This window comes from Streptomyces sp. NPDC052236, from assembly GCF_044548015.1.
GTDB lineage: Bacteria > Actinomycetota > Actinomycetes > Streptomycetales > Streptomycetaceae > Streptomyces.
This window is the reverse complement of record NZ_JBIUBL010000053.1, coordinates 1-26,850: the sequence shown is the minus strand read 5'-3', so window position 1 is coordinate 26,850 and position 26,850 is coordinate 1. Positions and strand designations below refer to the sequence as shown.

Below are 26,850 nucleotides of genomic sequence, written 5' to 3'. Positions count from 1 at the left end.
CAGGCGGACGGCACGGTGCGCGCGGTGCGATGGGCTGCCGACGGGACCATCACCAATCTGGGTACGCTGCCCAACACGATCGCCAGCACCGCCTTCGCGATCAACGATGCCGGTGTCATCGTCGGCCAGGCCGACGATGCGGACGAAACCCCGCACGCAGTCCGTTGGGACGCCGACGGCACGATCACCGACCTTGGCACCCTGACCACCACGCGGAACCGGTAGAGCGACCGACCCGCCGGCGCGCGGGTGTGGGCCGGGGCGCCGGCTCACCAAGCGCCATGATCGGCAAGCGACTCAAATCTCATCGATCTTGATCTTGCCTTCAGACATCAAGTGCCTCCTGCAGTCGCCTAGAAACGCCTCCCGAAGAAACCGACACAGCCACACCCTCGCAGCTCGGTCCCTGCGTCGGTGTGATCTCCAGGTCCTCGGCATCCATCCTGGCCCTCCAACTCGTCGTCGCTTCTCTCTTTCAACGACAGTCGGTGGCGCGAGTCGCACGAAACCCGGCACCGCTCCTCAGACCAGCCCGTTCGAATCCTGAGCTGGGCAAACACGGGCTGATATGTCATGCACGGCTCACAAACAGGCACTGAGCCGGTCGCCCACCGGGGGAGAGCGGGTGGGCAGGACGAGCCGTTCGGCGAGCTCCCCCCATCCAACAAGGTCTGCGGCGGTGCCGCCGCCCGACCATCCTTTGTCGATGTCGTAGCGGAGGTTGGCTGGGTTGGCCCGGGCCAGGTCGACCAGGACGGTGGGCCCGTAGACGTGGGGTACAGCGCTGCCCGGTGGCAAGGGGACAGTGGCGAACATCAAGACGATCCTGGGCAGCGGGATGATCAGGTCCAGGTTGCCGCCGCCGTGCAGAGGGAACACGCATACCGGAGCGGGTGTGCTGCCACTGAGCGGAGCGCGCTGGGACAGTCCGCACGACAGCGGCGAAGTGGTCGGGTTGGTGATGACCACGGTTCCCGGAATGCCGTGGTCGGGGTCGAGTTCCGGCACCGCGTTGCGGCCAACGACGAGTGTTTGGCCGAGGCTGATCCGCTGGGCGCCGGCGCCTCGCAGGGTGGCGGTGAGGGAGGCGACTTCGGTGGCGGCGTAGGCGTAGTACTCCTCCGTCCAGCACAAGGTTGCCCGGGTCGAGAACCGCGTCGTGAGTGCCCAGACCAGCGGGTACCCGCCGCCCTGATCGCACCGCACGGCCTTCATCAGGTAGAGCTTGGAGCCCGCGTCGTCCAGCGCGGCCACGGTCGAGGCGCCCATCTCCAGCGTGACCGTGCACGTCTGCCCTTCGTGGTCCGCCCAGTCTCCGGCCATATCGGGTCCTTCCGGTGCGCGCCCTGCGATCGTCACGAGTGCCGCGCCCGGCTGACGGGCGGACGCGACGGCTGGGGGTCCGGCGTGCCCGGGGCGCTGTGCCCCCGGGCACGCCGGACCGCGGGTGGGATCAGCTAGTGATCTGGGCGGTGTCGATTTCCAGGATCTTGGTGAACCTGAACTGCCCCTCCAAGGTGGGCGGCACCTGCGTGCACTGCACCTCCCATGCCCGATCGTTGGTGTTCTGGTCGCGGAACAGGATGATGTACTGCCTGTTCTGACGCACGCCGTACTTGTTCAGGCGGCAGGAGATCGACTGGTGGTCCTGGGAGCCCGGTACTCCGGGAACGCCGCGGGCCACCTCCCGCACCGGCTTCAGGGGATTGTTCGCCGCGGCTTTCAGCACCACGATGTTGGTGATGGGATCGGCGTTGATGCCGGCGGGCAGGTAGTCACCGCCGCCGAGGAGGGTGCTGACGAACTCCTCCGGGTCGATGTTCACGGTGGTGATGCCGTCCGTCTGCCAGCCGGTGTTGATGTTGTACGCGGTGTTCACGGTGGTGTCCTGCGTCAGGTCGACCAGGACGGCCGGCCCGATGGAGCCTTCGATGACTTCGCCTTGCTGGTAGGGCTCGGCGGCGAATACCAGAGCGATCTTCTCCACCGGGGTGATCAGGTCGCGATTGAGGCCGTACAGGGGGAAGGCGCACACGGGTGTGGGTTGACCGCCGATCGGGCTGGGCTGGGCCAGGCCGCAGGAGAACTGCGTGGTGGTCATGTTCTGCACGGTGATGGTGCCCGGGTTGCCGACCCCGACCACGCTGGTCACAGCGTTCCTGTTGACCTGCAGCGTCTGGCCGAGGCTGATCTCCTTGGTGTCGCTGCCGATGAAGGTGACGCCGCTGCTGATGCTGCTGTTGGAGGCGTAGGCGTAGTAGTCCTCGGTCCAGGCCAAGGTGGTGGCCGCCGAGTAGGTGTTGGTGGAGGCCCACACGGTCGGTGCGCCGCCGCCCATCGAACTGCTGACCGCCTTGAAGGCGTAGAGCGTGAAGCCCGCATCGCTCAGCTCGGTGACCGTCGCGTCGTCCATGGTGATGTTCACGGTGTAGGAGGTGCCCTGCACATCGAGTTGTCGCATCGTGGTGTCCTTTCCTGACGGATACGTGGCGGGACGGCCGCGGCACCCGGCGCTTCACCGGAGCCCTGCCTGCCGCCCGCACCGATCCAGTAGGCAGCCGACGGCCTCTACGCGGCCGGCGTCCCCCACACGCGACACTCCTGTCGCACAGGTCGCCGAAACCAGGTCTTTGCCAGGAAACGCCTCCCGCCACGGCCCTCCCCGCAGCCGGACGATGCTGAGGTCATCTCCCCCGCCGCCTGCGCGCCCAGCCGCCGGCCCCACACCGGTGGCGCGCAGGCGCACCGTCGAAGGCAGGAGACCCGCACATGCCCGCCGAGCACACCGCGCCGACCGTCCTCCACGCCGATCCGTTCGACCGGACAGGCGCCACCGTCTGGCTGCAGGCCTTCGCCCGCCGGATAGCCGCCGGCGAACCGCGGGAGCGGGTAGGAGAGGAGCTGCTGACCCTGCTGTGGCCGTGGGCGGTGCGCACGGCCGACCGCATGGCCCGGCGGCTGCCGCCCGGCTCCGACCAAGACGGCATGCGCAGCGATGTGCTGTGGGAGGTCTTTCAGGCCGTCTGGCGTATCGACTGGGAACGCCATGCGGTGTGGCCGGCGCTGCTCAAGGCCCGGCTGCGCGGCGCCCGAAGCGCCGCCGCCCGGGCCGAGGACCCGTTGACCAGAGGCGAGCGGCGGGCCCGTACCGGATATCTCGCCGCCTGGGAGCGTGCGGCCCAGCACCTACGCACGACACCCGGGCCCGCCAAACACCATGAACCGGCGCGGCAACTCGGCCCGCGCGGCGCGTCGGCGCCGGTGCTGCTCGGTCGGGCCCTGCTGGTGCCGCTGTCGCAGCTGAACGCCGACCCGGTGGACACCGCGCCCGGTCCGGCTGCCTTGGCCCTGCGGGCGTACACCAGTTCCAGCGTGCAGGACTGGATCGACCACGACCTGCCCGACGAGCTTGCAGCCGCACTGCGCCCGCTGCTGGAACGAGACGAGGGAGACCGCCTGCCCGTGGCACTGCGCCGCCGGCTGCTGCGGTACGCGGGGGCGCTGCGCGAGCGGCTGGACGAATGGGGTGAACCGCACTGAGCCGCCGTCCGCTCGGGCCCTGTCGCGTCCCCAACGCAGCGTCGGCCGCGGGCCTTTCAACCGGGGCGTGGACAGCACGGACACCCGCACCCCTGAACGTCGCTCGATGAGGTAACCACCGGCCAAGCCCCGTGGGGTCGCGGGCGTCCGCCGGGGCGCTGCGGCGAGGTGGAACGCAGGCCGCGGGGCGTACCGCGCCGGGATCCACCCGAGGCGGCCACAGCCCCGGGTGGATCAAGCCCAGCGCGTAGGCACGGGCCACCAGCGCGCCGCGGCTGTGCGCCTGCAACCGGTCCCGCAGGCACGACAGTCGGTAGTCCAGGCCCTGGCGGCTGAGGAAGAGCCGTCGGCCGAGCGCGGCATTCGACAGGCCCTCCGCAATGCCCTCCAGCAGGCGGGCCTCCGCGGCCGGCAGCGGTGGCAGGGAGGGCGCGTCGAGCCACCGCGACTCCGGTGCCGTTGCGACCGGCCACAGCGAGCAGATGACCTGCGCCGGCCCCTCGGAGCCGCACCAGGCCAGCCATCCCGTGGCCCGCGCGCAGACCAGACGGCGGTCACCGCGCACCACAAGCACCGTGTCCGTGTAGCGGCCGCCCCGCTGCGACAGCATCGCGGCCCACCGCTGCGCGTGGCAATACCGGTCACCGGACGCCAGCAGGCCACCCGCCCAACGCCCGCGCAGCGCGCTGACGGGCTGTCCGACCAACTGCCCGAAGGCGGCGTTGGCGTCCAGGATGCGGCCGATCAGATCGAGCCGGGCCATGGGCAGCGATGACTGGTCGAACAGGTACGGATACCAGTCAGGGCTCTGCCGGGCGGCGGCGGGATCGTTCAGGCCGACGGCCATCCCCACCGTTCCGGTGCCTTCCGGGCGGGGGCTGACCGATGCCAGATACGGCCGGCCGCCAGCCGAGCCGTACCAGGTGACGCGCTCACCAGCGAGCGCCCGCAGGTGGGCGGCAACGGCGGGATGGTCCGACCGGGTGCGGTCGACCGCCATCCCCACCGCACCGGGGGCACCCGCCAGCGGCACCACCGGGGGCAGTCCCGCACCAGCCCGGCGCCACACCAGGGTCAGTTCCGCATCGGTGGCCCACATCCGGACCATCATCACGTCAGCCCATTCCCGCAGCAGGCACTCGCCTGGCTGCACCTCTGACTCCTCAACGTTGTCCACTCCGTCAGCATGGACACGAGAAAAGCCACTAATGCCCCTCAATGCCAACATCGCATCCATATAGCCCAGCACCAGGATAAATAGGGCATTATTCGTTCTAAACGAAGCCACTTGCTGACACCAGTCTGCCGGGGGCCAAGGAGCGCAGAGGCGCGCGCCCGTGCATATAGCTGCCCCTGAACGCGCGCTGCGCTCACTCTATGTAGCGAAAGGCGTGTCCGGTGTATGGCCTGCCCGGTGCCGCGCGCGTTGCACTGGGGCGTGAACCGAGCGGTGCTGTGCTGACGCCGAAGCGCCGGGGTGCGCCTTTCCCCTTCCTTCGGTGTCGGCAGGTGGCCGCGGTGTCGGCTGCGGAAGGGAAGGTGCGATGGCACTGATGCGGATGCGGTCCAGTGCCTCGGAGTGGCTTGCCGCCGCTTCGGAGGATCCGCGGGCCTGCAAGCGTGAGTGGCGGCTCGGCCTCCGCGGTGTCGCGCTGCTTCCCGCGGGACGTCTGTGGGATGTTGTGATTGTTCCCGATGAGCTGGGGCTGCGTGTCGCCGGCATCCTGGATGACCTGCCGCTCCTGAAACCCGGGCCCGTCTTGTGGGATGCCCGGCGGCATCAGGCGGGCTTCTCCGTGCCTCCCGGCACGGCTTCCCGGTGCGTCTGCACGGGTGGGCGCTGCGTCGGCAGGGGCGTGTGGATCACAGTTCCGGCTCCGCACCGCCGCTGGGGCTCGCTGCGCTGGCTGATCTCCCCGGACGGTGCCGGCACCTTGAACCGGTGGAGGTCCTGGAGCTGACGCTGAAGCGTGCCGCAGGGTAGTCGGTGTTTGGGCCGAGAGGGTGATGTCGGCGAGGCTGCTGTTGCCGGAGCCCTTGATCACGCGTTGGCAGGGCATGGATCCTCGCGGTGATGACACTGTGCCGACGCCGGCCCTGCTCGGGGCCTACTGGCTCCCGCCCTGGCGGGATGACCCGGATGCCGTCGTCACGCGCGATGGCGGGTCGAGCCGAGCCGTGATGGTCATCTGCTCAGCGGCAACGGTTGCCGCCGTGGTGGTGCTGGCCGTCGCGGGCCGGCTCGCCTGAGGAAGGGCGGCAACCCGCGGTTCGTACCAGTGGCTCGACCGAGTTGCCATATCCCTGTTACGGAGAGCTCTTCCGACCTGCGAACAAGCCGGTGCTCAAGCCTGTCTTCAGCGGTCTGTCGATGCCTCCGGGCCCGGTGACACCACCCCCGGATCATCAACGACAGGGGGGAAGTCATGCCGGACCCGAAGGCGGAGGCCCCAGTGCGGAGCCACGAAAATGGTAACGGGGGGTCAGCGGAGACCACCACGGCTGGGTTCGGGGGGCGTTGCCCTGCCACGGGTGGGCGGGTGCGTGCCGTCAACCAGGACGGCGAGTGTCCCGACCGCCTCATGGAGCGCCAGTTCCAGAGCGGTGGGGAGGTGGAGGGCGCCGTTGCCGTCGGGAGGAACCAGCCACCGCAGGGTCCCCGTGGCGCGATGGGGCGGGGGCACGGCGATCCAGGCTCCTTCGCCGACGTAGCGGATACCACGACCGAGCCAGGCGGTCACCGGATCCGGGGGGAGGAAGAACCCAAGCCGGTGGGAGGCGAGGTCGGCGAGCGTTGGGCCGGGCCGCGGTAGCGGGATACGCAGGAGAGTGTCGAGGGCGAGCAGGCCGAGCTCTTCCGGCACGCTGAGCACGCCCCAGAATCGCCCGGCGGGCAGCAGCACGGTGCCGTTTTCTCCGTGCGCCCATTCCCGCTTGCAGGCTTCGGGGTCCGTCGCGGCGGCGGCGAGCCACTCCGGTGCTTGACTCTGGGACGTACTCCTCATGTCTCTCCTCTTCTACCGGGTAAGCCCCTGTGAGCGGACAGCACACCCCGGGGCAAAGGCCCTGCACGAAATTCCCGTGGCCACGCCCGCGGTCATATTCGTAGGTATTTCTTGCCGGTGGAAGGGTGGCGTGACGTGGCGTTTTCTGGTAGCACACACGTGTCCCGCATTCGTGCGCGATTTCATCCGGGAGAGGACTCTCGCTGCGATGGACACACTGAAATTCCTGGAGCTATTCATCCAAACGTGCGGTACAGGATGCCTGCGTGAATGCGCGAACATCCAATCCAGCGGGTTTCCGTTCGGGCCGCCCGGAAGCCGAGGCGAGAACCCGCTCGGCATCAACGCCGCGGCGTACGTCCAGTCGACGCTGACCCGGCCGCAGCGTTGGTGCCACCCTCGGCGGCAGCCGGAGTATTGCCCGTTCCGGTCGCTGGGCGCCCCCGCTGGGGAGTGGCTGGGCCGCTGCCGGTGGGAGGACGCGATGGTGCCGTACGCGGTGTGGCGCGGGCAGCGGTCGGTCAAGTGCGGCCGGTACCGCAATCAGCCGCTCGGCGGCCCGCACGATGCGGTCGCCGACTGCCGGGTCCTGCTTGTGAGGGTCGAACGGATGGCCGCGACGGTGCCCGCCGCCCGCTGGTGATCATTCACGTAAAGGCTGGGGTTGACCGGGGTGGTGTTTCATAGGTGTTCGCTCGTGAAACAGTCAGCGCTCGTGAGCGACGACTTCAAGCGCGTGGAATCGCACGCCTGCCCGATGTCCACCTGCGCCGCCCCAGCGGGCTCGCCGTGCCGAACCGGCAAGCGCAAGGTTGCCATCCAGTACCACACCGCCCGCTTCCGGCTCGTGCCCCAACTCGCCAAGGCCCTGAACGTGCCGACCCCCGCCGTGCGCAAGCCCGGCTCGGTGTGGACCGAGCTGCCCGAGCCCGCGGGTGCCGGCACCGAGCCGGTCGGGCACGTACGCCTCGGGTACGCACGTGCGTCCACGGCCCGGCAGTCCCTGGACTCCCAGCTCGACTCACTCGCCGAGGCGGGCGTGACCCGGATCTTCTCCGAAAAGATCTCCACCCGCGCCACCCAGCGGCCCGAGCTGGACAAGGCCGTCAAGCTCGCCGGCAAACTGCGCGCCTCTGGCGTCCGCGTCACCCTTGTCGTCCACGAGCACAAACGACTCGGCCGTGGCATCGAACTGGCGACGCTCGCCGAAGAGCTGAAGGCCAGTGACGTCGGCCTTCAGTTCCTCACCGGTGAACTCCAGGGCTCGCACGACCCCTCCGGCGTCGTGTTCACTGTGCTGGCCGCCCTGTCCGGCATGGAACGCGAGTACATCCGCGACCGCACCCTCGAAGGCCACGAGTCCGCCCGCAAGCGTGGCAAGACCATCGGCGGCGCGGGCGTCACCGACGACCACATGCTCTCCATGGCCCTCCACCTGCGGGAGCAGGAGATGAGCCTGCGCGACATCGCCGCCCGGCTCGTCATCACCACCGGCAAGAAGAAGGGCCAGCACCCCTCACCCGCGACCGTCATGCGCATGCTGCGCGAGCGCGACGAACAGACCACCGCGCCTTTGCCGTCGTAGGCGACCGGCTACCCTCCACCTCCGAAGAGGGGGCAAGATCATTCCTTAGCGTTCAATCCAGCAGCATTACCGGAGGGACCCCAAGTACTCGCCGGAGTTCCGCGAGGAAGCCAGACCTCGTTGAGCGCGTCGATGGCCGGGGACGTCTTCGGGTCGTCCTTCTGCCGGAACGTCTCCCAGTAGCGGGTCAGCTGCCGCAGGGTGGCGTCGGCTCGCTCGAACACGACCGTCAGGCGCGGCAGGGCATCGGGGCCGCCGTGCTGGTCGCAGTGGTCGATGCGGCGCTGGAGTTCGGTGGCGAGGCCGACCAGTGCGTTGTGAATGCTCCGCCCCGGCTCCTCGTCGCTGCCTCGATGTTCGGACGGAACTTCACGTCTGCCAGAGCAAAGGTCGTTCCATCCCTCTCCGTCGCGCCGTCGACATGCCGTTCGCGTCCATCGATGCCCACGCCCGTTCCCCGGCCGTGCGTGCGGTGATGACCAGGGGATCGTCCTTGGTGCGTCCCGGTCGCCAGCGTCACCCACCCCGTCTCCGTCCGCGTCGAGCATGGCGAAGATAAGTCGCTTCGCGGCGATTTCGCTCACTGAAGCAACTTCTGTCAGGTTGGGTCGACAGTGAGAGCTATGTTCTTGTTCGGCCGGTTGCTACCCGGCAACCCCCGCCATTAATGATCTCTAGTCTCACGATCACGGACTCTGGCGAATAGAGGCCAAGAAATGTTGATTAACGAGTTGCCGAGACAAAGGTTTCGCGGCAGGCAAGGAAACTGCACGTTGGAGTGATCTCCTGTCGGATTGTCGCACCATCGATATTTGTGCGCCATGATCTCCGAGTCGAAGTCGTCGCGAACACGTTGTTCCCAGCACAGCGGTGCAGACGGCTCCATCTCTCTTGGGGGTTTGTCAGTTGTACACGAATGTCTTCAGTGTGCCCGCACGCGCGGCCGCTCTTTTGGGCGCCTCGGCTCTGGTGATCGGCGGCGCACTGGTCGCCGGCGGCCCGGCCTATGCCGTACCCGTGGACGAACGCTCCGGCTCCACCGGCAAGGCGACCGCGGTTGCGGCGCGCGCCGACCTCGACGTCTCGGTGAAGGGCACCGGCAACGTTCCGGTCAAAGCGGCTCTCAGCGACGTGAGCGCGCCCGGGGACGCGCAACAGACACTGCTCACCGCCAAGGTAAACGGTGCGAACAACGGGCAGCCCTCAACGCTGGTCAAGGCCAAAGTCGCACATTCCAGCGCCAAGGCGAACGCGCAGCGGTCGGTGGGCGACGTCAAGCTCGTCGGCGTACGGGCCTACGCACCTGGCCTGCCGGCCAACCCGTTGCTGAGCGCCGACGTTCTGAAGGCCACCGCCTCCTGCGAGACAGGCAAGAAGCCGACCGCGAAGGCCGCACTGGCGGACAACGTATCCGTCCTCGGCAAACCGGTCACTGTCAACGGGCCAGGCAACCAGCACGTTGAGGTGCCGGGCGTCGGCACCGTCGACCTCGTCCTGGAGGATGCGACCACGACGGACAGCACAGGTGCCGCTACCGCGCTTCGGCTGAAGTACACCGTGACACCAGCCCAGCTGGGCGTGGTGAAGGCATCTGGAGAGATCGTGCTCGCCGAGGCCACCTGCGCGATGCCGAACAGCTCCGCCGCCACCAATGGCGGTTCAGACAACGGCGGTTCGGACAGTGGCGGCTCCGACGGTGGCGCGACCGAGGGCAGCTCGACCGGCGGCCAGTCTTCCGGCTCGAATGGCGCCGAGGACGGCAACTCCACAGACAACCAGCCCAGCACACAGACCGGCGACGACGGCGAGAACCTGGCTGAGACCGGCGGCAACTCTGCCACACCCATCATCGCCGGCGTGGGCGGCGCCCTCATCCTCGGCGGCGCGGCCATGTACCTGATCCGCCGCCGCACCACTCGGAACAACTAACGCCGACTCGGTCGCAGGCCACACTCCAGCTCGGGACCCAGGCCCGCACAGGTCGAAGCCCATCGCCACCCGAACCTACGGGCTGCGATGGGCTTCGACCTGTGCGGGCACGCCCCGCCGCAGCACAACGGTGGCAACTCCACACCCCGCTGGGTACAGCTACGACGCGGAGAGCTCGGATCGGCTCAACAGCGCGCTACGCCCCCATCGCCCTGGGCCCAGCGCCACCGCGCGTCCGGATCGATGCCCTGCACGCTCTCACTGCACCGCCCACCTACTGGCCCGGTCGTCCGACCGGTGAGCAGCCCCCGGTTCATCCAGCCGCGGGGGCCGCGCCTTGTCCGAAGAGCGGGACGTCGGCCACCGTGACGTCCAGGCGCAGCCGTACGAAGCGCAGCGGGTGCCCCGGGCGACGGCGGTGTCAAAGACTTCTTCTAGTTACCACCCCGAACTGAGGGCCTACGTATGCCCCCGATCGAGGGGGTACGGGATCGTCGGGCTGCTCGTACGTACGGGCACGCGCGCGTGGTCCTGCGCAAGCAGCGCAATCTGGCGTCGAAGCGTCCGTGTTGCCCGGCTTCCATGCCCGCGACGGAGGCCGCGATGAACCGGGGGTTGCCCGCGAGGCATCGCGGGCAACCCGCTGTGCGTCGCGGGCCCGTCGCGGCCTCCGACGTCCGGTCACGGGCCGAACGGGTTCCGGGCCTTCGAGCCGGGCCCACGGTCTACCGACCGCCACCTCATACGGTAATGGACGCCCCTGACACTGAACGAGGCGTCGCGGCGCGGTGCGCGAATACGCGCCTCCGTACGGCGCCGTGCAGCGCCCCGCGTGTCAGCCGGTCGTTGTCCCTGACCCCGACGGCCGCATTCGGACACCGCCACCCGTACGAGCCGACGTCCCGTGCCCCGCACGCCCGGCCTACGCGCCAAGCGAGTCGATCAAGTGGTCGTCGAGTGAAACTCCCTGCCGCCGGGTGAACCCTCCCCCCTCGGCGGCAGGGACAAGCCGAACACGCAAGAGCGGACACGTGACGTCTAGCCGCCGTTGTCCTGGTCCCCCTCGCCCTCCTGGCGGACAGGCCCGGCCAGCGCTTCGGTCTCCTGCAAGAGCCGGTCCGTGGGAGTGAAGTCCCCCAGCTCGACCGCGAGCGCGGCGCGCACGAACGCGGCGAGCGCGATGCTCCCGTTGCGCACCTCGAAGATGCGCAGCACCCCGTCCGCGTACGCGGCCCGGTGCCGGCACCCGGCGTACACGCAGTGGCCCTCGGCGGCTAGGGCGAGCCGCTTGAAGGCGGCGTTCTTCTCGTCGGTGAGCTGGGCGGGACAGCCCATGTGGTCCAGCGTGATCCGGATGTGAGCGGGCATCTCGGGCGGGCGGATGGTGAGCCGTCCGCCGCCGGGCGTGACGTAGCGGCCGGGCGTCACCGGGGCGTACGGATGGATCAGCGGCAGATCCGTCTCCGTCGCGTGCAGGACGGGCAGTCCGTCGTACGCGGTGTACGGGCCTGCAATGCCGCGGTGCTCGGTTGTCATGCGGTCCTCGTTTCGGTCGCGGGACGCTCGCCGGACCGCCCCGTCACGCGCTGGTGCCGGGCACGTTCCGCAGCAGTGCGGCGGTCATCGCCAGGAGCGTCTCCGTCTCGGCCCGGTCGTACTTGAAGGTCTTGGTGACCGCGTCGTTGTGCAGTGCGCCGCAGGCCACGTCACAGACCCGTAGCGCACTGACGGTCTCTGGGAGGTATGCGGCCTGCCGTAGGGGCATCAACTCGTGATGCAGCGCCCAGTTGTCGACGCGCAGCGCGGCATGCAGGTCGAGCCAGAAAGACTTGGGCCGGCCGAGGACGCATCGAACGACCTGATCGTGGACGGGCAGTCAAGGCTGTGGTGAAGGAGTCAGCGGGCCGGGCGGGATCTCGTTTGCTGGCGATACTCGCGGCGGGCCTGCTCGCCACACGGCCCTGCGCGCCCTGCTGCGCATCCCGTTGCCCACCGGGCGGACGCCCCGCGTGATCGGCGTCGACGACTTCGCTCTGCGCCGGCGGCACCGCTATGCCACCGTGGTGATCGACGCCGAGACCTATGAGCGGATCGACGTGCTGCCCGACCGCACCGCCGGCACGCTGGAAGCTTGGCTGCGCGAGCATCCGGGCGTCGAGGTCGTGTGCCGTGACGGCTCCGTCCCGTCCCTGGCGAGCGCGAAGAAACGCTCGACGCGGGCGCGGTTGCTGGGGAAGGCGTCCTCCAGGGCGTCCACGGCGCCGGCCCAGTCGGCGGGCAGGGTCACATCGTGCCGGCCGGGTACCACGGCGCGATACAGGTCGTGCTCCTGGACTAACTACAGCGAGTCAGCGACGCCCAGCTTCTCGAACAGCCCGCGCAGCGTGTACGGCTGGACTTCCAGGCCGACTCCGGACAGCTGGTGCAGCGCCGTCTCGAACTCGAAGCGGCCTCGTCGAAAGAAGGTGGCGCAGCCGCCGGGGACGTTGTGGCGCTCCGCCAGGAGGGTGCGCAGTCCGTCGAAGTCCGTCGTCGTGGTTACTGTTCGGCGGCCTCTCGGGCGATCTGCTCGAACTGGGCGCCCATGGCCTCGCCGAGCGCCTGGGCGGCGGAGAGCGGGCGCACCATCACCGTGAACTCGTCGATCTTCCCGTCGTCGCCGAAGTGCAGGAAGTCGCATCCCTGGATCTGCTTGCCGGCGACAGTGGCGGTGAAGACGAAGGCGTGATCGCGGCCGTCGGAATTGGCGATCTCACGGATGTAGGTGAAGTCCTCGAAGACCCGGAGCACGCCGCGCAGGATCGCCGCGGTGATCGCCTTGCCCGGGTACGGCTTGAAGGCGACGGGGCTGGTGAAGACGACGTCGTCGGCCAGCAGAGCGGCCACAGCGTCCAGGTCGCCGCTCTCGACGGCCTTGCGGAAGGGATGCATGAGCCCACCTCTGATACTCAGAAATGTGAATAGATGTGCTGGAGAGTAGAGGGCCCGTTAGAGCTTGTCTACAGGGAAGGGGTGACTATTAGTCATGTTGTTGATTAATCTGCTAGCGTGCATCCATGGCTTTGCGGAACGCGGTGATGGCCGCGCTGCTGGAGGGCGAGGCGTCCGGGTACGACCTCGCGAAGGCGTTCGACGCGACGGTCGCCAACTTCTGGATGTCGACGCCTCAGCAGCTCTACCGGGAGCTGGATCGCATGGAGGCCGAAGGACTCGTCACGGCCCGCGTCGTCGAGCAGAAGCGCCGCCCCAACAAGCGACTGTTCTCCTTGACGGAGGCCGGGCGGAAGGCCGTCTACGCCTACACCGCCGAGCCCTTGGGTAAACCGGCGGTGATCCGGGACGAGTTGCTTGTCAAGGTGCAGTGCCTGGACGCGGGCGACATGGAAGCGGTCCGGACCGCCATCACCGAGCGCATGGAGTGGGCCACCGCCAAGCTGGCCCGCTACGAGCGGCTCCGGCAGCGCCTGCTCGACGGGCGCTCCGAGGAGGCGTACTTCGCCGAGGCCGAGCGCATCGGCCCGTATCTCACCCTGCTGCGCGGGATGTCGTTCGAGCGGGAGAACCTCCAGTGGGGGGACATGTCGCTGCGCAGGCTCGAACAGCGCACGGCCGCGCTCCGGGCCGACGGCTGACTGCGGCGGCCCCACCCACACAGTACGTCGACAAAGTGAGGAGCTGGAAGGTCGTGAGCAGCCCGGCCTCTCAGGGGTCGTCGGTCTGTGTCCGAGCGAGGACCGGCTGCGGTTCCTTGTCGGCGGGATTGCGATGCAGTCCCTTGCGGTCGTAGAACCGGGTCACGCCGAAGCCGAAGAGGCACGCGACCGCGAGTCCCAAGCCCAGGATCACCCAGCCTCGGGGCAGTCCGGCGTCGCCCTGGGCGTCGTAGTAGAGGATGGAGCGGACGACGCCGGTGATCTGACGCAGGGGCTGGAACTCGCCGAGGGTGCGGTGGAAGCCGGGGAGTGGTGGAGGGGGACCGTGGCGCCGGACGTCGGTACCGCCATGGCGATGTAGAAGATCGTGATGAACAGCCATCCGGCATGAGCGTGCTGCTGAGGGCCAGGGTCTGTACCCGGGTCGCCCGCAGTAGCGGGCTGTGGATCCGCAGCGTGCCCATGTCGCTGTGGGTGTAGCCAAGGGCGTGGTCCACCTGGCCGCCGATGACATGGGCGGCGAGCATGCCGCAGACGACGAGGACGAGCGAGTAGGAGAAGGCACTCAGGCCCAGGCCGCTGTGGGAGTCGAGCGGATGCCCGTCCCCGACCTGTGCCACGGTCGGGTCGGTCAGCAGCAGGAGCACGGCAACGGCCAGCTCTGCCTGAGCGGTCAGCTCCCTGCCTACCTGCGCATAGGCCGACTGGCCAGCACGGTGAGTGTCGGGGCCGATGGCGTTGCGCGCCGCCTCGGGGCTGGTGAGTGCGGCGACGGTGGAGGTGTAGTCGCGGGGGCGACGAGCGCGCCGAACAGCTTGCCCTTGCCGAGCTCCTCCGTCATCTCCTTCTCGTCCACCACCTTCCAGTCGATCCTGTCTCCACCCTGGGAGGACTTTTGATCGACTGGACGATCCGCACTCCGAGGTCGGTCTGCTGCCACCGGCCTTCGCCCCCTCGTCCGCGCTGGCCAGCCGATGAGCAACTTGTGGAGGTGACTGGCGGGGTCGATGTTGGACTGACGTAGAACACGGTGAACAGCAGTGCCACGACGCCTACGACCACGTCGCTGACGATCCGCAGACGCTTCGTGCGCAATACGCGAAGGGATGGATGTCACTCATTTCCAGCTCCCGTCCGGCGAAGAGCATTTCAGCACGAGGAGCCGCCGGCGTCGTCGCAAGCCAGAGCATCACACCGATGGGGAGGTGTCCCCAGCGGACGCGGCCACCGGAAGCAGCGCCGGCCGCTTGGCCTGGCGGCCGTCGCCGGAGGAGCGGCCACGCAGGCGGCGGCCGACCCAAGGGCCGAGGAAGGTGCCGGCCCAGCGCACTTCGGCACCCACGGTCCTCCAGACAGAGATGTCTGTCCCCTCGGCCGGAAGGGGAAGGGTCCACTTGTCGTCGCTGCCCGGCAGACCGAGCGCCTGGGCCACGGCAGCCGCGATGCGCGTGTGTCCCAGCGGGCCGGCGTGCAGCCGGTCAGCACTCCACAACCGCGGATCGGTCGCCGCCACGTGCGCGGCCGTCTCCGCCACCACCACGCCGTGGCGGTCGGCGGCCTCCCGGATGCGCGCGTTGAGTGCGAGAACACGGTGACCGATCGGGCGGGCCAACGGCGTGATACGCCCGACATCGGGAAACATGAGGGTCGCGACGGTGGCGCCCTGCGCGGTGAGGGCGGCGAACATCGCCTCAACATGGCCGGCCACCTCGTCGAGGTCGCAGCCCGGGCGCAACGCATCGTTGACCCCAGCCACCACGGTGGCGAGGTCGGGCCGCATCGCGATAGCCGGAGCCAGCTGCTCGGCGCGCACCTGACCGGCCTTACGGCCGCGCACCGCGAGGTTGGCGTAGAGCAGGCCGGGGCTGTGGCGGGCGACCTGCTCGGCGAGCCGGTCCGCCCAGCCCCGAAGACCACGGACGTCGTCGCCGTCCCCGAGCCCCTCGGTGTGACTGTCACCCAGGGCGACATAGCGCAGATACCCACTGCTCGACACGGGGCCGACCGCCTCTCGTCAACGCTGCTGATAGAAGTGGCACACGGCCATTGCTAAACAACTAGATACTTAGTCGCATTGTTGAATATGACGATAGCTGCGGGCTCACCTTCCTGCAAAGTGACGCCGCTCAGGCAGGAGCTGAGGCCGTCGAGGGCGGTCCACCGCCGCAGTCCACCGCCTTGGTCCCGCGCCGACCTCACCACCCATTCCCTCGTCAGACCTGAGCTTGACGTTTATCCTCGGCGGGCCTGGTGTTCCTTGATGGTCTCGGCGCGTTTGACGGTCTTGCCGACGTCGTGGCGCTTGGCGCGGTTGCTGTTCTTCGAACCGGTCGGCCGTCCCGGGCCGGGGCGGGACGGTTTCGGTGCGGCTGCCGGGCAGGCCGTGGTCGGTCGGAGGTTGCGAAACCCGCGGCGGACGCGGGCGGGAGTGAGGCGGCGGGGTTCGGTGCGGCGTTCCCAGGGGCGGCGGAGGTCTTCGGCGAGGGGGCGGGCGAGGCGGAGCTGAGTGTGGGCGGCGATGACGAGCCAGGTCCACAGGTCGGCGGTGTCGGCGTGGCGGACCTGCGGGGCGGTCCACCCGAGCATCTGTTTCATCAGCCGGAATGTGTGCTCAAGATCCAATGCCGTTAGGTTAAGGGCTCGGGTGAGGTGGTACGAGGGTGGGGGTGCGCAGTGGCGTGGAGGCTTGCCGGTCGTCAGGTTTCTTGATGCGGTAGCGGGAGATGATGCGCTTGATAGCGCGTGGGCTGGTTCGGGGGCGCCGGGGCGGGTTGATGTTGGCGAGAAGTTCGTCAAGGACCAGGCGGAGTGAGCTGCGGTTCTGAGGGCGAAAAGACCGCTGGCGGCATCAGGGCGATGCGGCGGGCGGCGCGGAGGCAGGTGGTGAAGGACAGACGGTCGGGGTCGAGCGCGTCGGCGTTGGCCCGGGCGGCCTCGAGCATGTGCACGCGCAGTGCGTAGTGCACGAGCAGATGGCCCCAGATCTGTTGGAGGATTCCGTCCGGGGTCTTGCTGGTCAGGACGGTGCCCGTGCCGATCTGCTGGGTCTTGAGTTCTTTGAAGGTCGTCTCGATCTCCCACCGCTCGGTGTAGAGGGCGGCCAACTCAGGCCCGGGGTACTGCTCGTGGTCGAGCAGGGTGGTCAGAAGTGTGTAGGTCTCCTGGCCGTCGTCGAGCTGGTAGCGCAGAGCACGGACCTGGACACCGTGCTCGCGTCGGCGGTCCTCGTACCCGTAGATCGTGGTGATCCAGGAGCCATCCGGCAGTAGATGGTCAGGCTCGAGTCCGTAGCGTTTGCTCGCCAGTCGCAGTAGAAGGTCCGCTCCGGATGCCGACCAGACCCGCCGCAGGTCCACGCCGGGCAGGCCCCGGTCGCCCAGGACCAGCATCCCCGGGCTCATCGACCGGGCCAGATCCCGGGCGGTCAGCGCCTCGTGGACCGAGTACGCGCTGACCACCGCATCCACGATGGCATGCGTGCCGCATTCCACCAGTCCCACGACCTTGGCCTGGGGGAACGCTGCCCGCTTGTACGGCGCCTTGCCCGCCCTGGGCCGACCACCGTGCCGCCCGAACTCCTCATCATTGGCCAAGGAGTCGGCCAGGTCGACGCAGGTCCCGTCCACCGCCATCAGCCGTAGTCCCCGCCAGAAGGCCCAGCTCTCCGCGGGCTCAGCCAACGGCACGGCGGCGCGGGTGAACAACTCCCGCAGCGGTTCGGCTCCCAGCCGCTGGCGCGCCAGAAAGATGGACGGTTTGCTCGGCTCCCGCCAGCTTCCGAGCAGGCCGATCTGCCGCAGACCGAACGTCGTCTTGCGCATGACCTCCAGATAGGGATCCGGTGAGAACAACGCCATACCGAGGACGAAATACACCATCAACCGAGCTGGAAGCAGCCGAGACCGCCGCTCCACCCGCCCACACGCCTCCAGCACCTCGTCCACCAGCCCCGCCGAGTACACCCGGGCCAGCAACCCCACGCTCACAACCTCACGCAACTCAGGCCCCACAACCGCCCCTGAATACCCGTCATACACGATGGAGCAGCAGGTTAACCTAACGGCATTGGCTCAAGATCGAATCTGCGCAGGAAGGACTGCCACCACAGGTCCACCTGAGCGCTGGTGGCGGCGGTGGCGGAGCACCACAGCCAGACCGGTTTCGGGTCACGGTCGCCAGGCAGGCGCTCGACCTTGAGACGGATCAACGTGCCGTGCAGAACGGGCAGTTCCTCCTGGGCGTGGTCCAGCCAGGGGCCGCGGTGTGTGAGCCTTGGGTGCATCCGGTCCCAGGCGATCGCCTGGGCCTTGCCGTAGCGGGTGGTGTCCGTGACCGCGGTGACGTCGGGCTCGTGCCAGCTGTCGGGCTTGGCGAAAGTGAGGACGCCGCCGTGCCGGCGGGGCCGTCCGCCCTTCGGGCCGGAGCGGGCCGGGCCCGGGTCGCGGAGCATCACGCGGTCCGAGCGCAGGCGCCCGACCAGCACGACCGGCAGATCCGCGAGGGCGTGGGAGAGGTAGGCGACGTCGTAGCCGGAGTCCATCACGATCAGGATCTCGGGATCGCCCGGATGTCAGTGCCCGGCCTGCGTCAACCGCCTGATGACGTCGCGTAGTTGGGCGGCGGTGACGGCGGTCGCGTCATCGGCGGGGCCCAGGCGCACGGCGTCCAGCAGCGCGACCCACGAGGTGCGGCCGGTCTCCAAGGCGCCGACGAAGGAGTACGGCCATCCGGGAATCAGCTGGTCCGTCTTGCGGTCACCGCGTCCATAGACGTGGCAGAACAGCCGGTCGTCGCTGGTGGGGGCGTCCGGGCGCAACCAGTTGGACACGTCCACGGCCAGCACGATGCGCCCGTCGGCCGCCCTTGGCAGCGGCAGGCCGGCCAGGGTCCGGCGCAACCGCGTCCCGATCGCCCGTCGGCGGTCGGCTCAGAAGGCCGGTGTGGATCGCTCCGTGGGCCGGCTCTGATGCCGTGCTCCGAGCACGGCATCTCTCAGTCGTTTCTGCGCGATCGTCAGGCACGCGTAGACCGCTCCCTCGGCCGTCGACAGACCGATCAGATGCGGACCCGTCCTGATCTTCGGCACCGCCGGAAGGATCTGGTCGAGCCGCCCGCGCACCTGGGGAAGCACGACGTCGACGAGTGGACGCAACCGGCCCACGAAGTAGACCGACTCCGGGTCCAGCGTCACGGCGACGACACTGACAGCGGTCACGATCGCCGTGGTGAACGCCTGAAGCACCTCGGCGTGCGGCGCGTCGGTGCGCGGTTGCAGCCAGAGGTCCTCAACGCGCTCCAGGTCGAGCCCCCGTTTGCGGGCGAACCGCAGGAGACCCCTCGTGCTCAGCAGTTCGTCGAGGATCTCGTTGCCGACTCCGGAGGAGAGTGCCCCGATGTCGCCGAAGGTGGGTGTGCTCCCACGGGCGAGCTCGTGATCTGTGCAGTGGGCGAAGTTCAATATGGTGCTGAGGCTGAAGAACGCGGCGTTGGCGATGGTGGCGTCGTCGGTGAGGATCCCGAGCAGGGCCGCGTTCGCGTCGCTGTCGAGGAGCACAGGGGCGTCCACCAGGTCTTCGATGGCTCGGTGGAGATCGGAGCCCGCGAAGATTTTCATCGACTCCGCGGGGCCGAAGATCTCCGTGCCGCCCCGGACCCGCCCGGGCACTGCGACGACGATCTGCCGCAGGGGGCCCTGCGCGGACTCCGCGGCCTGCGCGATCAGGTCGACCAGCCATCGTGCGGCGTCCGCGACCTCCTGGTGATCGGCGGTGGGAACCGTTACCTGCTGGATCTCGCGGCCCCTGAGGTCGGTCACCAGCACACCGGTGGTCTGTACGCCGAAGCTGACACCGGCGACGTGGCCGGCTGTGCCGGACAGGTCCAAATAGGTGGACCGGCGGCCGCGGCCGGTGACCTCGTCGATCCCGCAGTCGACGAGGAAGCCGTCGGCCCAGAGCTCCTCCACCGCTCTGAAGACCGTGGCCCTGCTCAGGCCTGTCAGCTCGGTGAGCTTGTTACGCGTCAAGGGCGCGTGGGAGAGGACCGCGTCCAGGACTGACGCCTTGTTGTAGTCGCGGGAGGTCGGGTTGGTGGTCATGTGATGACCATAGCGAGAGCGGTACGCCGACCTTGCCGGCACCGGTTTGGGCGGCACGGCCAAGGGCGACGCGGTGACAAGCGGTTGTTTCGACGGACTTGCCGTTCCCTCCTGGCCGCCCTTGAGGCGTCCTCGCCGGAGGCTTCCGCCGTGTCGGACGGTTCTCGACTCATCTGTCATGCACTCCAACAGGGTCCTCCAAGACTCCGAGAGCGCATCGCCGCGCTGCGGCGAGGGCCTGGAAGCCGGGGTCGACGACCAACTGACTGTCGGCAGCGAGCATCGATCAGCCGGAACAACCTCGACGTCGCCGGGGTCAGCACCCTGCCTTTGGGGCGACGTGACCGCGTACCAGGAGCGCAGCCGGGGCCGGGGGCTGCCGAGCCGGATGCCGGTCGGCAGCAGGAGCGCGGGGAACTGGACCAAATAGTGCTGGGCGGCCTGAGCCCAGCAGCGAGCACCTCGCGACGCGCCCGACGAATCTGCGCACCGTCGAACAGCTATCGGGACGCCCGGGTCTCGACTCAGTGCACCCAGAGCGACTGACGCCACTGACAGAGAGCGGGGACATGGCGTTCACCCCCCACTGGCTCGACACCGCTCCCCCAGGGTCCAGACCGGTCCGGACCGAGATCGGCGTGAGTGTCGATGTGGCGATCTTCGGGGCCGGCCCGACCGGCCCCTCGGCGGCACTTCACCTGGCACGGAAGAGCGCCGGCGTCCATGTCTTCGTGACGGAGACGGTCGGCCTTCGGCGCCTCTGGGCGCAACGGCGGCATGGCCACCCTGGGCATGTCGATCGGCTTCCGGGAGGGATCTCCCGCTACGGCTTCGACACCGCGAAGGCATGCCTGCGGGCGCACCACGACGCGGTCGACGCCATCCAGAGCCTCGTCAAGGAAGAGAACATCGACTGCGGCTTCGCCCGCACGGGCAAGCTGAACCTGGCGCCTAAGACCGACCGGCAATAGGCGGCTGCTGTAGGCCCAGCCGGCGGGGTCGATGCAGTGCGGGCACGGGTCCAGGTGATCATGGAGTTCTCTACGCTCAGTGATCACGAAGGACGGCCGTGCCCGCGCTGCCATTTTGCCTGCTCGAACCCCTCTGGGACCAGTTCGCCGCACTTCTGCCCGTCAGGGGAGCGTTCGTCGCCGACCATCCACTGGGCTGTCACCGCCGCCGGATCGCCGACCGGACGGTCTTCGAGCACATCGTGCTCGCGCTGGTCCACGGCTCGGGCTACGAACGCATCTCCACTCCCGGATGCTCCGACCGAACCATCAGACGCCGCGTCAAGGAGTGGTCTGAACTGGGGATATCCGAGAAGGTTCACGCTCTGGCGCTCGAGGCGTACGACCGGATGATCGGCCTTGGGCTGGGCGAGATCTCGGTGGACGGCTGCATCACCAAGGCCCCGTCCGGCGGCGACAAGGCCGGGCGGTCGCCGGTGGACCGGGGCAAGCAGGGACTGAAGCGCTCCGTCGCGTCCGATGCCTGCGGTGTTCCGCCCGGGATCGTCTCCGACGGGGCCAACCGGCACGACTCACCCCTGCTCGGCCCCACCCTGTATGCGGTGCAGGCACAGGTCGGCGCACTGCCGGAGACGGTGAACGTCAACCTCGACCGGGGCTACGACAGCGTCAAGTCCCGTGTGCTGATTGCCGAGTTGGGATTCACAGCCGAAATCGCCCGCAAGGGAGTGCCTGCCCCGATCCAAGCCGGCAAGCGCTGGGTGGCAGAGCGCACGCACTCGTGGATGAACGACTACGGCAAGCTCCGACGGTGTACCGAGAGGAGCGGCGCGGTCGTGGACTTCTACCTTTACCTCGCCGCCACTCTCGTCACGCTCCGCATGCTCATCCGACGGGCGACGAGCCGCTACCGCTGGGACAGCCGGCCCACCACCCGACGCCTCAAGTGATCCATTTGCCGGTCGGTCTAAGCCCGCCCACTTCGACTGGAGGGCATGGACGAGGCGATCGTGGCCACCATGGGCGCCCGCCGGGGCGGGGACTCGGTCACCGGCCTGCCCGAGGGGAGCACCCGGCTGTAGGCCGACATGGCCAGCCTGGACACCGGCCTCACCAGTACCTATCCACTCCCCGCGATGACGGCGTACTCTCCCTGGCACACGTGCCGGTTCGCGCCGGCCGCCTCCTCCATTCGGGTACGGGCACCAAATATCGTCTGGACCTCGCCAGGCCCGGCCCACCCCACTACAACCCGCTCGCACTGGGTCGCCCCCACCCGGTACCCCTCCTGCTCAACGGGACCGGCGGCGAGCCAGAGGTGTGCCCAACAGGCACTGCCCGCTCCGGATCGGCGGCGCTCCAGGGGCCGTTCGCGGCGAGATTGCGATGACGGAAACGCCCCTCATCGTGCATGCGGGGGCCGGCCGGGACCCCGAAGATCCGGGGCGAAGGAAGTTTTAGTCTCACGTTGAAACTGAGATAAATGATGGTATGATTCCGGCCAACGCAGCCAGCAGCCCCGGACAAAGACTGAAGGTGTGCCTGCAGTGACTTCGACGATCAGTCGGGCTCTCGCCCACTACCCCAACAGGTTCGATCCGGGGATACTGAGCGAACTCCCCGAACACCTCCAGGAGACCATCCAGCGCCGCGACAAGGTGCTGGGCCCTGGTTACACACTCATCTACAAGGAGCCGGTCGAGTTCGTCTCCGGTCATGGGGCCCACCTGATCGACCGGGACGGCCACGACTACCTCGACGCCTACAACAACGTCCCGTGCGTCGGGCACGCCCACCCGCACGTGGCCGAGGCGGTCGCCCGCCAGATGACTGCGGTCAACACCAACACGCGCTACGTCCAGGAGGCCCTGGTCGGCTACGCGGAGCGGCTTCTGGCGACCTTCCCCGAGGAGCTGTCGAAGCTGAGCATCGCGTGCAGCGGGTCGGAGGCGAACGACCTGGCGGTGCGGGTGGCCCGGTTCCACACGGGCGGCGAGGGCATCATCGTCACCCGCTGGGCCTACCACGGCCTCACCCGCGAGGTGGCGAGCTTCTCGCCGACCCTGGGCACAGGCTCACCGCTGGGCCCGAACGTCCGGTTCATCGATGCTCCTGACCCGCGCCTCGTCGCGCCCGGATCCACGCTCGCCGAGCACATGCGGCAGCAGGTGCGCGGCGCGATCGACGACCTGGAGCGCCACGGCTACCGGCTGGCCGCGCTGATCACCGACTGCGCCTACTCCAGCGACGGCATCTTCACGGATCCCGTCGGATACATGCAGGCCGTGGTGGCGGAGGTGCACGCCGCCGGCGGCGTCTACATCGCGGACGAGGTGCAGTCGGGGTTCGCCCGGCTCGGGGAGTCGATGTGGGGCTTCACCCGCCACGGCGTGGTGCCGGACATCGTCACCATGGGCAAGCCCATGGGCAACGGTATTCCGATCTCGGGTGTGGTCTTCCGCCCCGAGGTCAGCGACGAGTTCGGGCGCAACGTCCGTTACTTCAACACCTTCGGCGGCAGCTCGATCCCGGTGGCGGCCGGCGCCGCGGTGCTGGACGTCCTGGAGAAGGAGAACGTGCAGCAGCGCGTCCTGGGCAGCGGCAACGCTCTGCGCGCCGGGCTGAGGGAGATCACCAAGGACTCCCCCTACGTCGCCGAAGTCCGCGGCGCCGGCCTGTTCGTGGGCGTGGAGATCGTGAAGGACCGGGGCACCCTCGAGCCGGACCGCGCGCTGACCGACAACGTCATCAACGACATGCGAGACCGCCGGATTCTCATCAGCGGCACGGGTCCCTCGGCGAACACCCTGAAGATCCGCCCTCCGCTGGCCTTCGACTCCGCCGATGTGACCCGATTCCTGGAGACCTTCGCCGAGGTCGCGAAAAACCGTCTGTAACAAGGCCGGCCGAAGGGACTGACCGTGAACACCTCACCAGCTACGAACTATGCACAGCGACTCCTCCAGGAGAGCGGCCTGACGTCGTCCCACGAGCCCATCGACGTGATGCTGGTGAGCATTTTCCTCCAGGAGCACTATCGCCTCACCGGGCGCTTGGGGCGACTGGCTACCGAGAAGGACGACACGTTCAGACTCAGGACCGACTCGAGCAGCTACCTCGTGAAGGTCTCACCGCCTGAGGAGGCGGAGGCGGTTGTCGCCCTCCAGACCGCAGCGATGCGCTACCTCGAAAGCACCGCTCCGCACTTGCCCGTCCAGCGGGTGAAGCTGACCGCCGACGGAGACGACCATGTCACGATCAGGCTGAACGACGGCAGGCCTCGGCTCCTGCGGGTGTTCGACTTCGTCGAAGGCCAGATCATGGCCAAGGCGAGCCCGGACGCCGAGCGGCTCGCCAAGGCGGGCGAGATGCTGGGGCGAGTCGACGTGGCGCTCAGGACGTTCACGCATCCGGCGGACCGACGAGGTCTGGCCTGGGACATCCGGCACTTCCACCAGCTGACCGAACTGGTCGAGCACACTCCGAACCCCGAGCACCGTCAGTTGGCTGAAATGGTCTTCCGGCTCTTCGGCGAAAACGTCGTCCCGAGGCTGAGCGATCTCGAAGCACAGGTGATCCACGGGGACTTCAGCCCCTACAACGTCGTGGTGGATCCGAAGAGCGAACACTTCATCACCGGCGTCATCGACTTCGGCGACACGGTGCGCAGTGCGGTGATCTTCGACCCCGCCGTTCCCATGGCGAACCTGCTCGCCAGGACGCCGGATCATCCCTGGCGGGAGGCCTGCGCTTTCGTCGCCGGCTACCAACGCACGCGGCCCATCAAGGACTCGGAACTTCCGCTGCTCCCGATTGCCGCACTGGCACGACTCACACTGCGCGCGCTCCTCACCAACTGGCGAGCGGAGCGCGCACCCGAACGGCGCGAGTATCTCCTCGGCCACGCCAAGGACGACTGGATCAATGTCGAGCACGCCTTGGCCGTAAGCCTGGACGACGTCATCGCCCAACTCCGGTAGGTCCGTCATGGGCATGCCTGAAAAACTCGAACACCCTATCCAATTCCCGCAGAGAAGGATCGGGGCTCCTTCATGAACAGGATTCCCTCGTTGCAGTTCCGCCCGAAGTACGTCTCGTTCGACTGCTACGGCACGTTGATCGAGTGGCCGATGAACCCGATCACGTACGAGCTCGTCGGCGACCAGATTCCCGCCGAGCAGTGGGACCAGTTCGTCCGGGAGTTCCGCGGCTACCGCTACGACCAGGTCCGCGGCGAGTATTACCCGTACGAGCAGGTGCTGCAGGACTCCTTCGAGCGGGTCTGCCGCAAGTGGGGTGTGAAGGCGGCGCCGGACGCGGGCAAGCGGTTCGCCGACGGCATCCGGAGCTGGGGGCCCCACCCGGACGTGGTGGAGCCGCTGAAGAAGATGGGCGAGCACTACAAGCTGGTGATTCTCTCCAACGCGGACGACTCCTTCCTCGCCGAGAGCGTGCCCCGGCTCGGGGCGGACTTCCATGCGGTCTTCACCGCGGAGCAGGCCGGCTACTACAAGCCCCGCTACGCCGCGTTTGAGTACATGCTCGACCAGCTCGACGCCTCCCCCGACGACTTCGTGCACGTCGCCTCGCACACCCGTTACGACCACCAGTCGATGCACGACATGGGCTTCCGCAATCTGGTCCTGCTGGACCGTGGCTGCGATCCGGTGACCCACGGCTACGACTACGTGACGGTGAAGTCCCTGGACGACCTCAACACCATGCTTGGCATCTGACCCCAAAGGCGACACCAGTCCCGCACGGCACACAGCCAGTCTTTCCTATGGCTTGGCTTGTGTTTTGCCGCGCCGCAGCGGCATGGCGTTCCAGACCATGTCGTGCCACCGGCTGAAGGCCCGGCCGGCCCGTCGAGGGCCTGCTCGATGCGCTTCTGTCACGGCGTGACGGGTCACTTCGTTGATCGGCACGCGAGCCATCCTGGCAGTGACCACCGACAGCCCAGTCCCCATCCGACGTTCGCCAGCCGCATCCCACTGCATCCCTTGGCGATCGATCCGCACCCCCTACCTTCTCGCACGTTTGTGCGATTTAGCTTCATGGTGGATACCTGGAGAATACGCAGGTCAGGGAGGGGCGAACGAAGGACGGGAGGTTCGAGCCGTGGATTTACTCATCCATGGCCGCGGTCTTGATCCCGAGATCCTGGAAACCCCAGCGGCCCAGCGCCTCGGCGTACTTGGGGCTGTCGATGATCGACTGGATGGCAGCCTTCACCGCGGGGGTCAGCGGCGAGTCCTTCTTCAGCGCGACGGTCACCGTCTTGGTGGCCACCAGGGGCTTGAGGACGTCGAACGTCTTCGGCTACTGCGTGGCCGCCCACTGAAGCCCGGTGAAGTCGTACATCACCGCGTCGATCCGCTTGGACACAAGCTGGGTGAGAGCGTCGTTCACGCTGGGCAGGCTCACCGCCTCGATGGCCGGCTTGCCCTTGCTCGTACAGTCCTGCTTGGACAGCTGGGGCAGCCACTGCAGTTCCGCGGTGCTGCCGGACTGGACACCGACACGGTGCCCGCACAGCGTGTGCGTGCTCAGCCCCTGGGGATTTCCGTAGGGGACGGACACTCCGGTCCCGGCCTTGAAGTAGTCGACCATGTCGAGCACCTTCAGCCGGTCCTTGGTGGCACCCATGGTGGACGCCGTGAAGTCGTACCGGCCGGCCTGCAGTCCGGTGATGATGGTGTCGAACTTGATGTTGTTGAACTGCAGCTTCAGGCCGAGGTTGGCGGCGATCAACCGGGCCATGTCCGGGTTGAACCCGATCGGCGTCTTGTTGTCCGATGCCATGAACGTGGTGGGCGGGCTGGTCAGGTCCATGGCCACCGAGATCGTGCCCTTGGCCTTCACCGCCGCGGGCAGCAGCTTCACCGCCTTCGCATCCGGCTTCACACCGACCGAGATGTCGTCGGTGTGCTCGGCCGACGAACCGGAACCTCCGCCCTGCGCCGTGCCCTTAGACCGTTCCTAGACACTGAGCGGGAGTGAGTCCTGGTGCCAGGACTGCTGCTCGGTGGCGCTGCCCCGAACGGTGTTGGGCAGGCTGGTCTCCCGC

26 protein-coding genes and 4 pseudogenes are annotated in these 26,850 nt (G+C 68.2%); 14 read left to right on the top strand and 16 right to left on the bottom strand.

What is annotated here, in order from left to right; translation table 11 throughout:
* A partial coding sequence (locus ACIHCQ_RS43220) for a hypothetical protein (RefSeq protein WP_399674635.1) occupies positions 1-225 on the top strand: 225 nt, incomplete at its 5' end.
* Between the two features lie 357 nt (positions 226-582).
* Here the strand turns inward: ACIHCQ_RS43220 and ACIHCQ_RS43215 are convergent.
* Positions 583-1,323: a hypothetical protein gene (locus ACIHCQ_RS43215; protein ID WP_399674633.1), complete on the bottom strand. Its 741-nt coding sequence runs from the start codon at positions 1,321-1,323 to the stop codon at positions 583-585.
* A 130-nt stretch (positions 1,324-1,453) separates the two neighbouring features.
* A complete protein-coding gene (locus ACIHCQ_RS43210; RefSeq protein WP_399674632.1) occupies positions 1,454-2,461 on the bottom strand; it encodes a hypothetical protein in 1,008 nt (335 codons plus the stop codon).
* 308 nt (positions 2,462-2,769) lie between these two features.
* Between ACIHCQ_RS43210 and ACIHCQ_RS43205 the strand changes: the two genes are divergently transcribed.
* Positions 2,770-3,540 carry a hypothetical protein gene (locus ACIHCQ_RS43205; protein ID WP_399674639.1) on the top strand — a complete coding sequence of 257 codons (771 nt, stop codon included), beginning with the start codon at positions 2,770-2,772 and terminating at the stop codon, positions 3,538-3,540.
* A gap of 640 nt (positions 3,541-4,180) precedes the next feature.
* Here ACIHCQ_RS43205 and ACIHCQ_RS43200 read toward each other — a convergent pair.
* A pseudogene (locus ACIHCQ_RS43200) lies at positions 4,181-4,387 on the bottom strand (PAS domain-containing protein); the annotation flags it as partial.
* 1,160 nt (positions 4,388-5,547) lie between these two features.
* Between ACIHCQ_RS43200 and ACIHCQ_RS43195 the strand changes: the two are divergent.
* Positions 5,548-5,790 carry a hypothetical protein gene (locus ACIHCQ_RS43195; RefSeq protein WP_399674630.1) on the top strand — a complete coding sequence of 81 codons (243 nt, stop codon included), beginning with the start codon at positions 5,548-5,550 and terminating at the stop codon, positions 5,788-5,790.
* 233 nt (positions 5,791-6,023) lie between these two features.
* On the opposite strand, the gene ACIHCQ_RS43190 is transcribed toward ACIHCQ_RS43195, so the two are convergent.
* The gene (locus ACIHCQ_RS43190) at positions 6,024-6,545 is read right to left on the bottom strand and encodes a bifunctional DNA primase/polymerase (RefSeq protein ID WP_399674628.1); all 522 of its coding nucleotides are present in this window, start codon (positions 6,543-6,545) and stop codon (positions 6,024-6,026) included.
* Positions 6,546-6,753: 208 nt separating this feature from the next.
* On the opposite strand from ACIHCQ_RS43190, the gene ACIHCQ_RS43185 reads away from it, so the two are divergent.
* The gene (locus tag ACIHCQ_RS43185; RefSeq protein ID WP_399674626.1) at positions 6,754-7,188 is read left to right on the top strand and encodes a hypothetical protein; all 435 of its coding nucleotides are present in this window, start codon (positions 6,754-6,756) and stop codon (positions 7,186-7,188) included.
* 72 nt (positions 7,189-7,260) lie between these two features.
* Positions 7,261-8,130, top strand: coding sequence for a recombinase family protein (locus tag ACIHCQ_RS43180; RefSeq protein ID WP_399674625.1), 870 nt, complete (start codon positions 7,261-7,263; stop codon positions 8,128-8,130).
* Between the two features lie 38 nt (positions 8,131-8,168).
* Here the strand turns inward: ACIHCQ_RS43180 and ACIHCQ_RS43175 are convergent, their stop codons facing one another.
* Complete coding sequence (locus ACIHCQ_RS43175) at positions 8,169-8,354, bottom strand: hypothetical protein (protein WP_399674624.1); 186 nt, start codon at positions 8,352-8,354, stop codon at positions 8,169-8,171.
* 703 nt (positions 8,355-9,057) lie between these two features.
* Between ACIHCQ_RS43175 and ACIHCQ_RS43170 the strand changes: the two genes are divergently transcribed.
* Positions 9,058-10,059 (top strand): SCO1860 family LAETG-anchored protein, encoded by a 1,002-nt coding sequence (locus tag ACIHCQ_RS43170; protein ID WP_399674622.1) that lies wholly within the window; start codon positions 9,058-9,060, stop codon positions 10,057-10,059.
* 1,038 nt (positions 10,060-11,097) lie between these two features.
* On the opposite strand, the gene ACIHCQ_RS43165 is transcribed toward ACIHCQ_RS43170, so the two are convergent.
* Together ACIHCQ_RS43165 and ACIHCQ_RS43160 are read right to left on the bottom strand one after the other, a co-directional pair.
* The gene (locus ACIHCQ_RS43165; protein ID WP_399674620.1) at positions 11,098-11,595 is read right to left on the bottom strand and encodes a DUF6420 family protein; all 498 of its coding nucleotides are present in this window, start codon (positions 11,593-11,595) and stop codon (positions 11,098-11,100) included.
* Between the two features lie 43 nt (positions 11,596-11,638).
* Complete coding sequence (locus tag ACIHCQ_RS43160) at positions 11,639-11,935, bottom strand: DUF6308 family protein (protein ID WP_399674637.1); 297 nt, start codon at positions 11,933-11,935, stop codon at positions 11,639-11,641.
* On the opposite strand from ACIHCQ_RS43160, the pseudogene ACIHCQ_RS43155 reads away from it, so the two are divergent.
* A pseudogene (locus ACIHCQ_RS43155) lies at positions 11,854-12,272 on the top strand (transposase); the annotation flags it as partial. The gene ACIHCQ_RS43160 and the pseudogene ACIHCQ_RS43155 sit on opposite strands and share 82 nt — an antisense overlap.
* A 325-nt stretch (positions 12,273-12,597) precedes the next feature.
* Here the strand turns inward: ACIHCQ_RS43155 and ACIHCQ_RS43150 are convergent.
* A complete protein-coding gene (locus ACIHCQ_RS43150) occupies positions 12,598-12,990 on the bottom strand; it encodes a nuclear transport factor 2 family protein (protein ID WP_399674618.1) in 393 nt (130 codons plus the stop codon).
* A 125-nt stretch (positions 12,991-13,115) separates the two neighbouring features.
* Between ACIHCQ_RS43150 and ACIHCQ_RS43145 the strand changes: the two genes are divergently transcribed.
* A complete protein-coding gene (locus ACIHCQ_RS43145; RefSeq protein WP_399674617.1) occupies positions 13,116-13,691 on the top strand; it encodes a PadR family transcriptional regulator in 576 nt (191 codons plus the stop codon).
* A 70-nt stretch (positions 13,692-13,761) separates the two neighbouring features.
* Here ACIHCQ_RS43145 and ACIHCQ_RS43140 read toward each other — a convergent pair whose 3' ends face one another.
* Complete coding sequence (locus ACIHCQ_RS43140) at positions 13,762-14,094, bottom strand: hypothetical protein (protein ID WP_399674615.1); 333 nt, start codon at positions 14,092-14,094, stop codon at positions 13,762-13,764.
* Positions 14,095-14,182: 88 nt separating this feature from the next.
* Between ACIHCQ_RS43140 and ACIHCQ_RS43135 the strand changes: the two genes are divergently transcribed.
* Entirely contained in the window at positions 14,183-14,611 is a 429-nt protein-coding gene (locus tag ACIHCQ_RS43135; protein ID WP_399674613.1) for a hypothetical protein, read from the top strand.
* Between the two features lie 290 nt (positions 14,612-14,901).
* Here ACIHCQ_RS43135 and ACIHCQ_RS43130 read toward each other — a convergent pair whose 3' ends face one another.
* The 5 genes and pseudogenes from ACIHCQ_RS43130 to ACIHCQ_RS43110 all read right to left on the bottom strand — a co-directional run bounded on the left by ACIHCQ_RS43130 (position 14,902) and on the right by ACIHCQ_RS43110 (position 19,809).
* Entirely contained in the window at positions 14,902-15,708 is an 807-nt protein-coding gene (locus ACIHCQ_RS43130) for an SGNH/GDSL hydrolase family protein (protein WP_399674612.1), read from the bottom strand.
* 236 nt (positions 15,709-15,944) lie between these two features.
* A pseudogene (locus ACIHCQ_RS43125) lies at positions 15,945-16,343 on the bottom strand (transposase); the annotation flags it as partial.
* Positions 16,344-16,504: 161 nt separating this feature from the next.
* A complete protein-coding gene (locus ACIHCQ_RS43120) occupies positions 16,505-17,692 on the bottom strand; it encodes an IS4 family transposase (RefSeq protein WP_399674611.1) in 1,188 nt (395 codons plus the stop codon).
* A gap of 89 nt (positions 17,693-17,781) precedes the next feature.
* A pseudogene (locus ACIHCQ_RS43115) lies at positions 17,782-18,612 on the bottom strand (transposase); the annotation flags it as partial.
* A 27-nt stretch (positions 18,613-18,639) separates the two neighbouring features.
* The gene (locus ACIHCQ_RS43110) at positions 18,640-19,809 is read right to left on the bottom strand and encodes an ROK family protein (RefSeq protein ID WP_399674610.1); all 1,170 of its coding nucleotides are present in this window, start codon (positions 19,807-19,809) and stop codon (positions 18,640-18,642) included.
* A gap of 569 nt (positions 19,810-20,378) precedes the next feature.
* Here ACIHCQ_RS43110 and ACIHCQ_RS43105 point away from each other — a divergent pair.
* The 5 genes from ACIHCQ_RS43105 (at position 20,379) to ACIHCQ_RS43085 (ending at position 25,516) form a co-directional block, all read left to right on the top strand.
* Entirely contained in the window at positions 20,379-20,780 is a 402-nt protein-coding gene (locus ACIHCQ_RS43105; RefSeq protein WP_399674608.1) for an FAD-dependent oxidoreductase, read from the top strand.
* 98 nt (positions 20,781-20,878) lie between these two features.
* Positions 20,879-21,730 carry an IS5 family transposase gene (locus ACIHCQ_RS43100; RefSeq protein ID WP_399674606.1) on the top strand — a complete coding sequence of 284 codons (852 nt, stop codon included), beginning with the start codon at positions 20,879-20,881 and terminating at the stop codon, positions 21,728-21,730.
* Positions 21,731-22,327: 597 nt separating this feature from the next.
* Positions 22,328-23,677 (top strand): aspartate aminotransferase family protein, encoded by a 1,350-nt coding sequence (locus tag ACIHCQ_RS43095; protein WP_399674604.1) that lies wholly within the window; start codon positions 22,328-22,330, stop codon positions 23,675-23,677.
* Positions 23,678-23,701: 24 nt separating this feature from the next.
* A complete protein-coding gene (locus ACIHCQ_RS43090) occupies positions 23,702-24,760 on the top strand; it encodes a phosphotransferase (protein ID WP_399674602.1) in 1,059 nt (352 codons plus the stop codon).
* A 72-nt stretch (positions 24,761-24,832) separates the two neighbouring features.
* Positions 24,833-25,516, top strand: coding sequence for a haloacid dehalogenase type II (locus ACIHCQ_RS43085; RefSeq protein WP_399674600.1), 684 nt, complete (start codon positions 24,833-24,835; stop codon positions 25,514-25,516).
* Positions 25,517-25,907: 391 nt separating this feature from the next.
* On the opposite strand, the gene ACIHCQ_RS43080 is transcribed toward ACIHCQ_RS43085, so the two are convergent.
* Positions 25,908-26,072 (bottom strand): hypothetical protein, encoded by a 165-nt coding sequence (locus tag ACIHCQ_RS43080; protein WP_399674598.1) that lies wholly within the window; start codon positions 26,070-26,072, stop codon positions 25,908-25,910.
* A 30-nt stretch (positions 26,073-26,102) separates the two neighbouring features.
* Complete coding sequence (locus ACIHCQ_RS43075) at positions 26,103-26,687, bottom strand: transporter substrate-binding domain-containing protein (RefSeq protein WP_399674597.1); 585 nt, start codon at positions 26,685-26,687, stop codon at positions 26,103-26,105.
* Positions 26,688-26,850 lie beyond the last annotated feature (163 nt).

Coding starts and splice junctions, on each gene's coding strand:
- ACIHCQ_RS43215 (WP_399674633.1), bottom strand. CDS start 1,323: ATGGCCGGAGACTGGGCGGACCACGAAGGGCAGACGTGCACGGTCACG.
- ACIHCQ_RS43210 (WP_399674632.1), bottom strand. CDS start 2,461: ATGCGACAACTCGATGTGCAGGGCACCTCCTACACCGTGAACATCACC.
- ACIHCQ_RS43205 (WP_399674639.1), top strand. CDS start 2,770: ATGCCCGCCGAGCACACCGCGCCGACCGTCCTCCACGCCGATCCGTTC.
- ACIHCQ_RS43195 (WP_399674630.1), top strand. CDS start 5,548: ATGTCGGCGAGGCTGCTGTTGCCGGAGCCCTTGATCACGCGTTGGCAG.
- ACIHCQ_RS43190 (WP_399674628.1), bottom strand. CDS start 6,545: ATGAGGAGTACGTCCCAGAGTCAAGCACCGGAGTGGCTCGCCGCCGCC.
- ACIHCQ_RS43185 (WP_399674626.1), top strand. CDS start 6,754: ATGGACACACTGAAATTCCTGGAGCTATTCATCCAAACGTGCGGTACA.
- ACIHCQ_RS43165 (WP_399674620.1), bottom strand. CDS start 11,595: ATGACAACCGAGCACCGCGGCATTGCAGGCCCGTACACCGCGTACGAC.
- ACIHCQ_RS43150 (WP_399674618.1), bottom strand. CDS start 12,990: ATGCATCCCTTCCGCAAGGCCGTCGAGAGCGGCGACCTGGACGCTGTG.
- ACIHCQ_RS43145 (WP_399674617.1), top strand. CDS start 13,116: ATGGCTTTGCGGAACGCGGTGATGGCCGCGCTGCTGGAGGGCGAGGCG.
- ACIHCQ_RS43140 (WP_399674615.1), bottom strand. CDS start 14,094: ATGGCTGTTCATCACGATCTTCTACATCGCCATGGCGGTACCGACGTC.
- ACIHCQ_RS43110 (WP_399674610.1), bottom strand. CDS start 19,809: ATGACCACCAACCCGACCTCCCGCGACTACAACAAGGCGTCAGTCCTG.
- ACIHCQ_RS43105 (WP_399674608.1), top strand. CDS start 20,379: ATGGCGTTCACCCCCCACTGGCTCGACACCGCTCCCCCAGGGTCCAGA.
- ACIHCQ_RS43085 (WP_399674600.1), top strand. CDS start 24,833: ATGAACAGGATTCCCTCGTTGCAGTTCCGCCCGAAGTACGTCTCGTTC.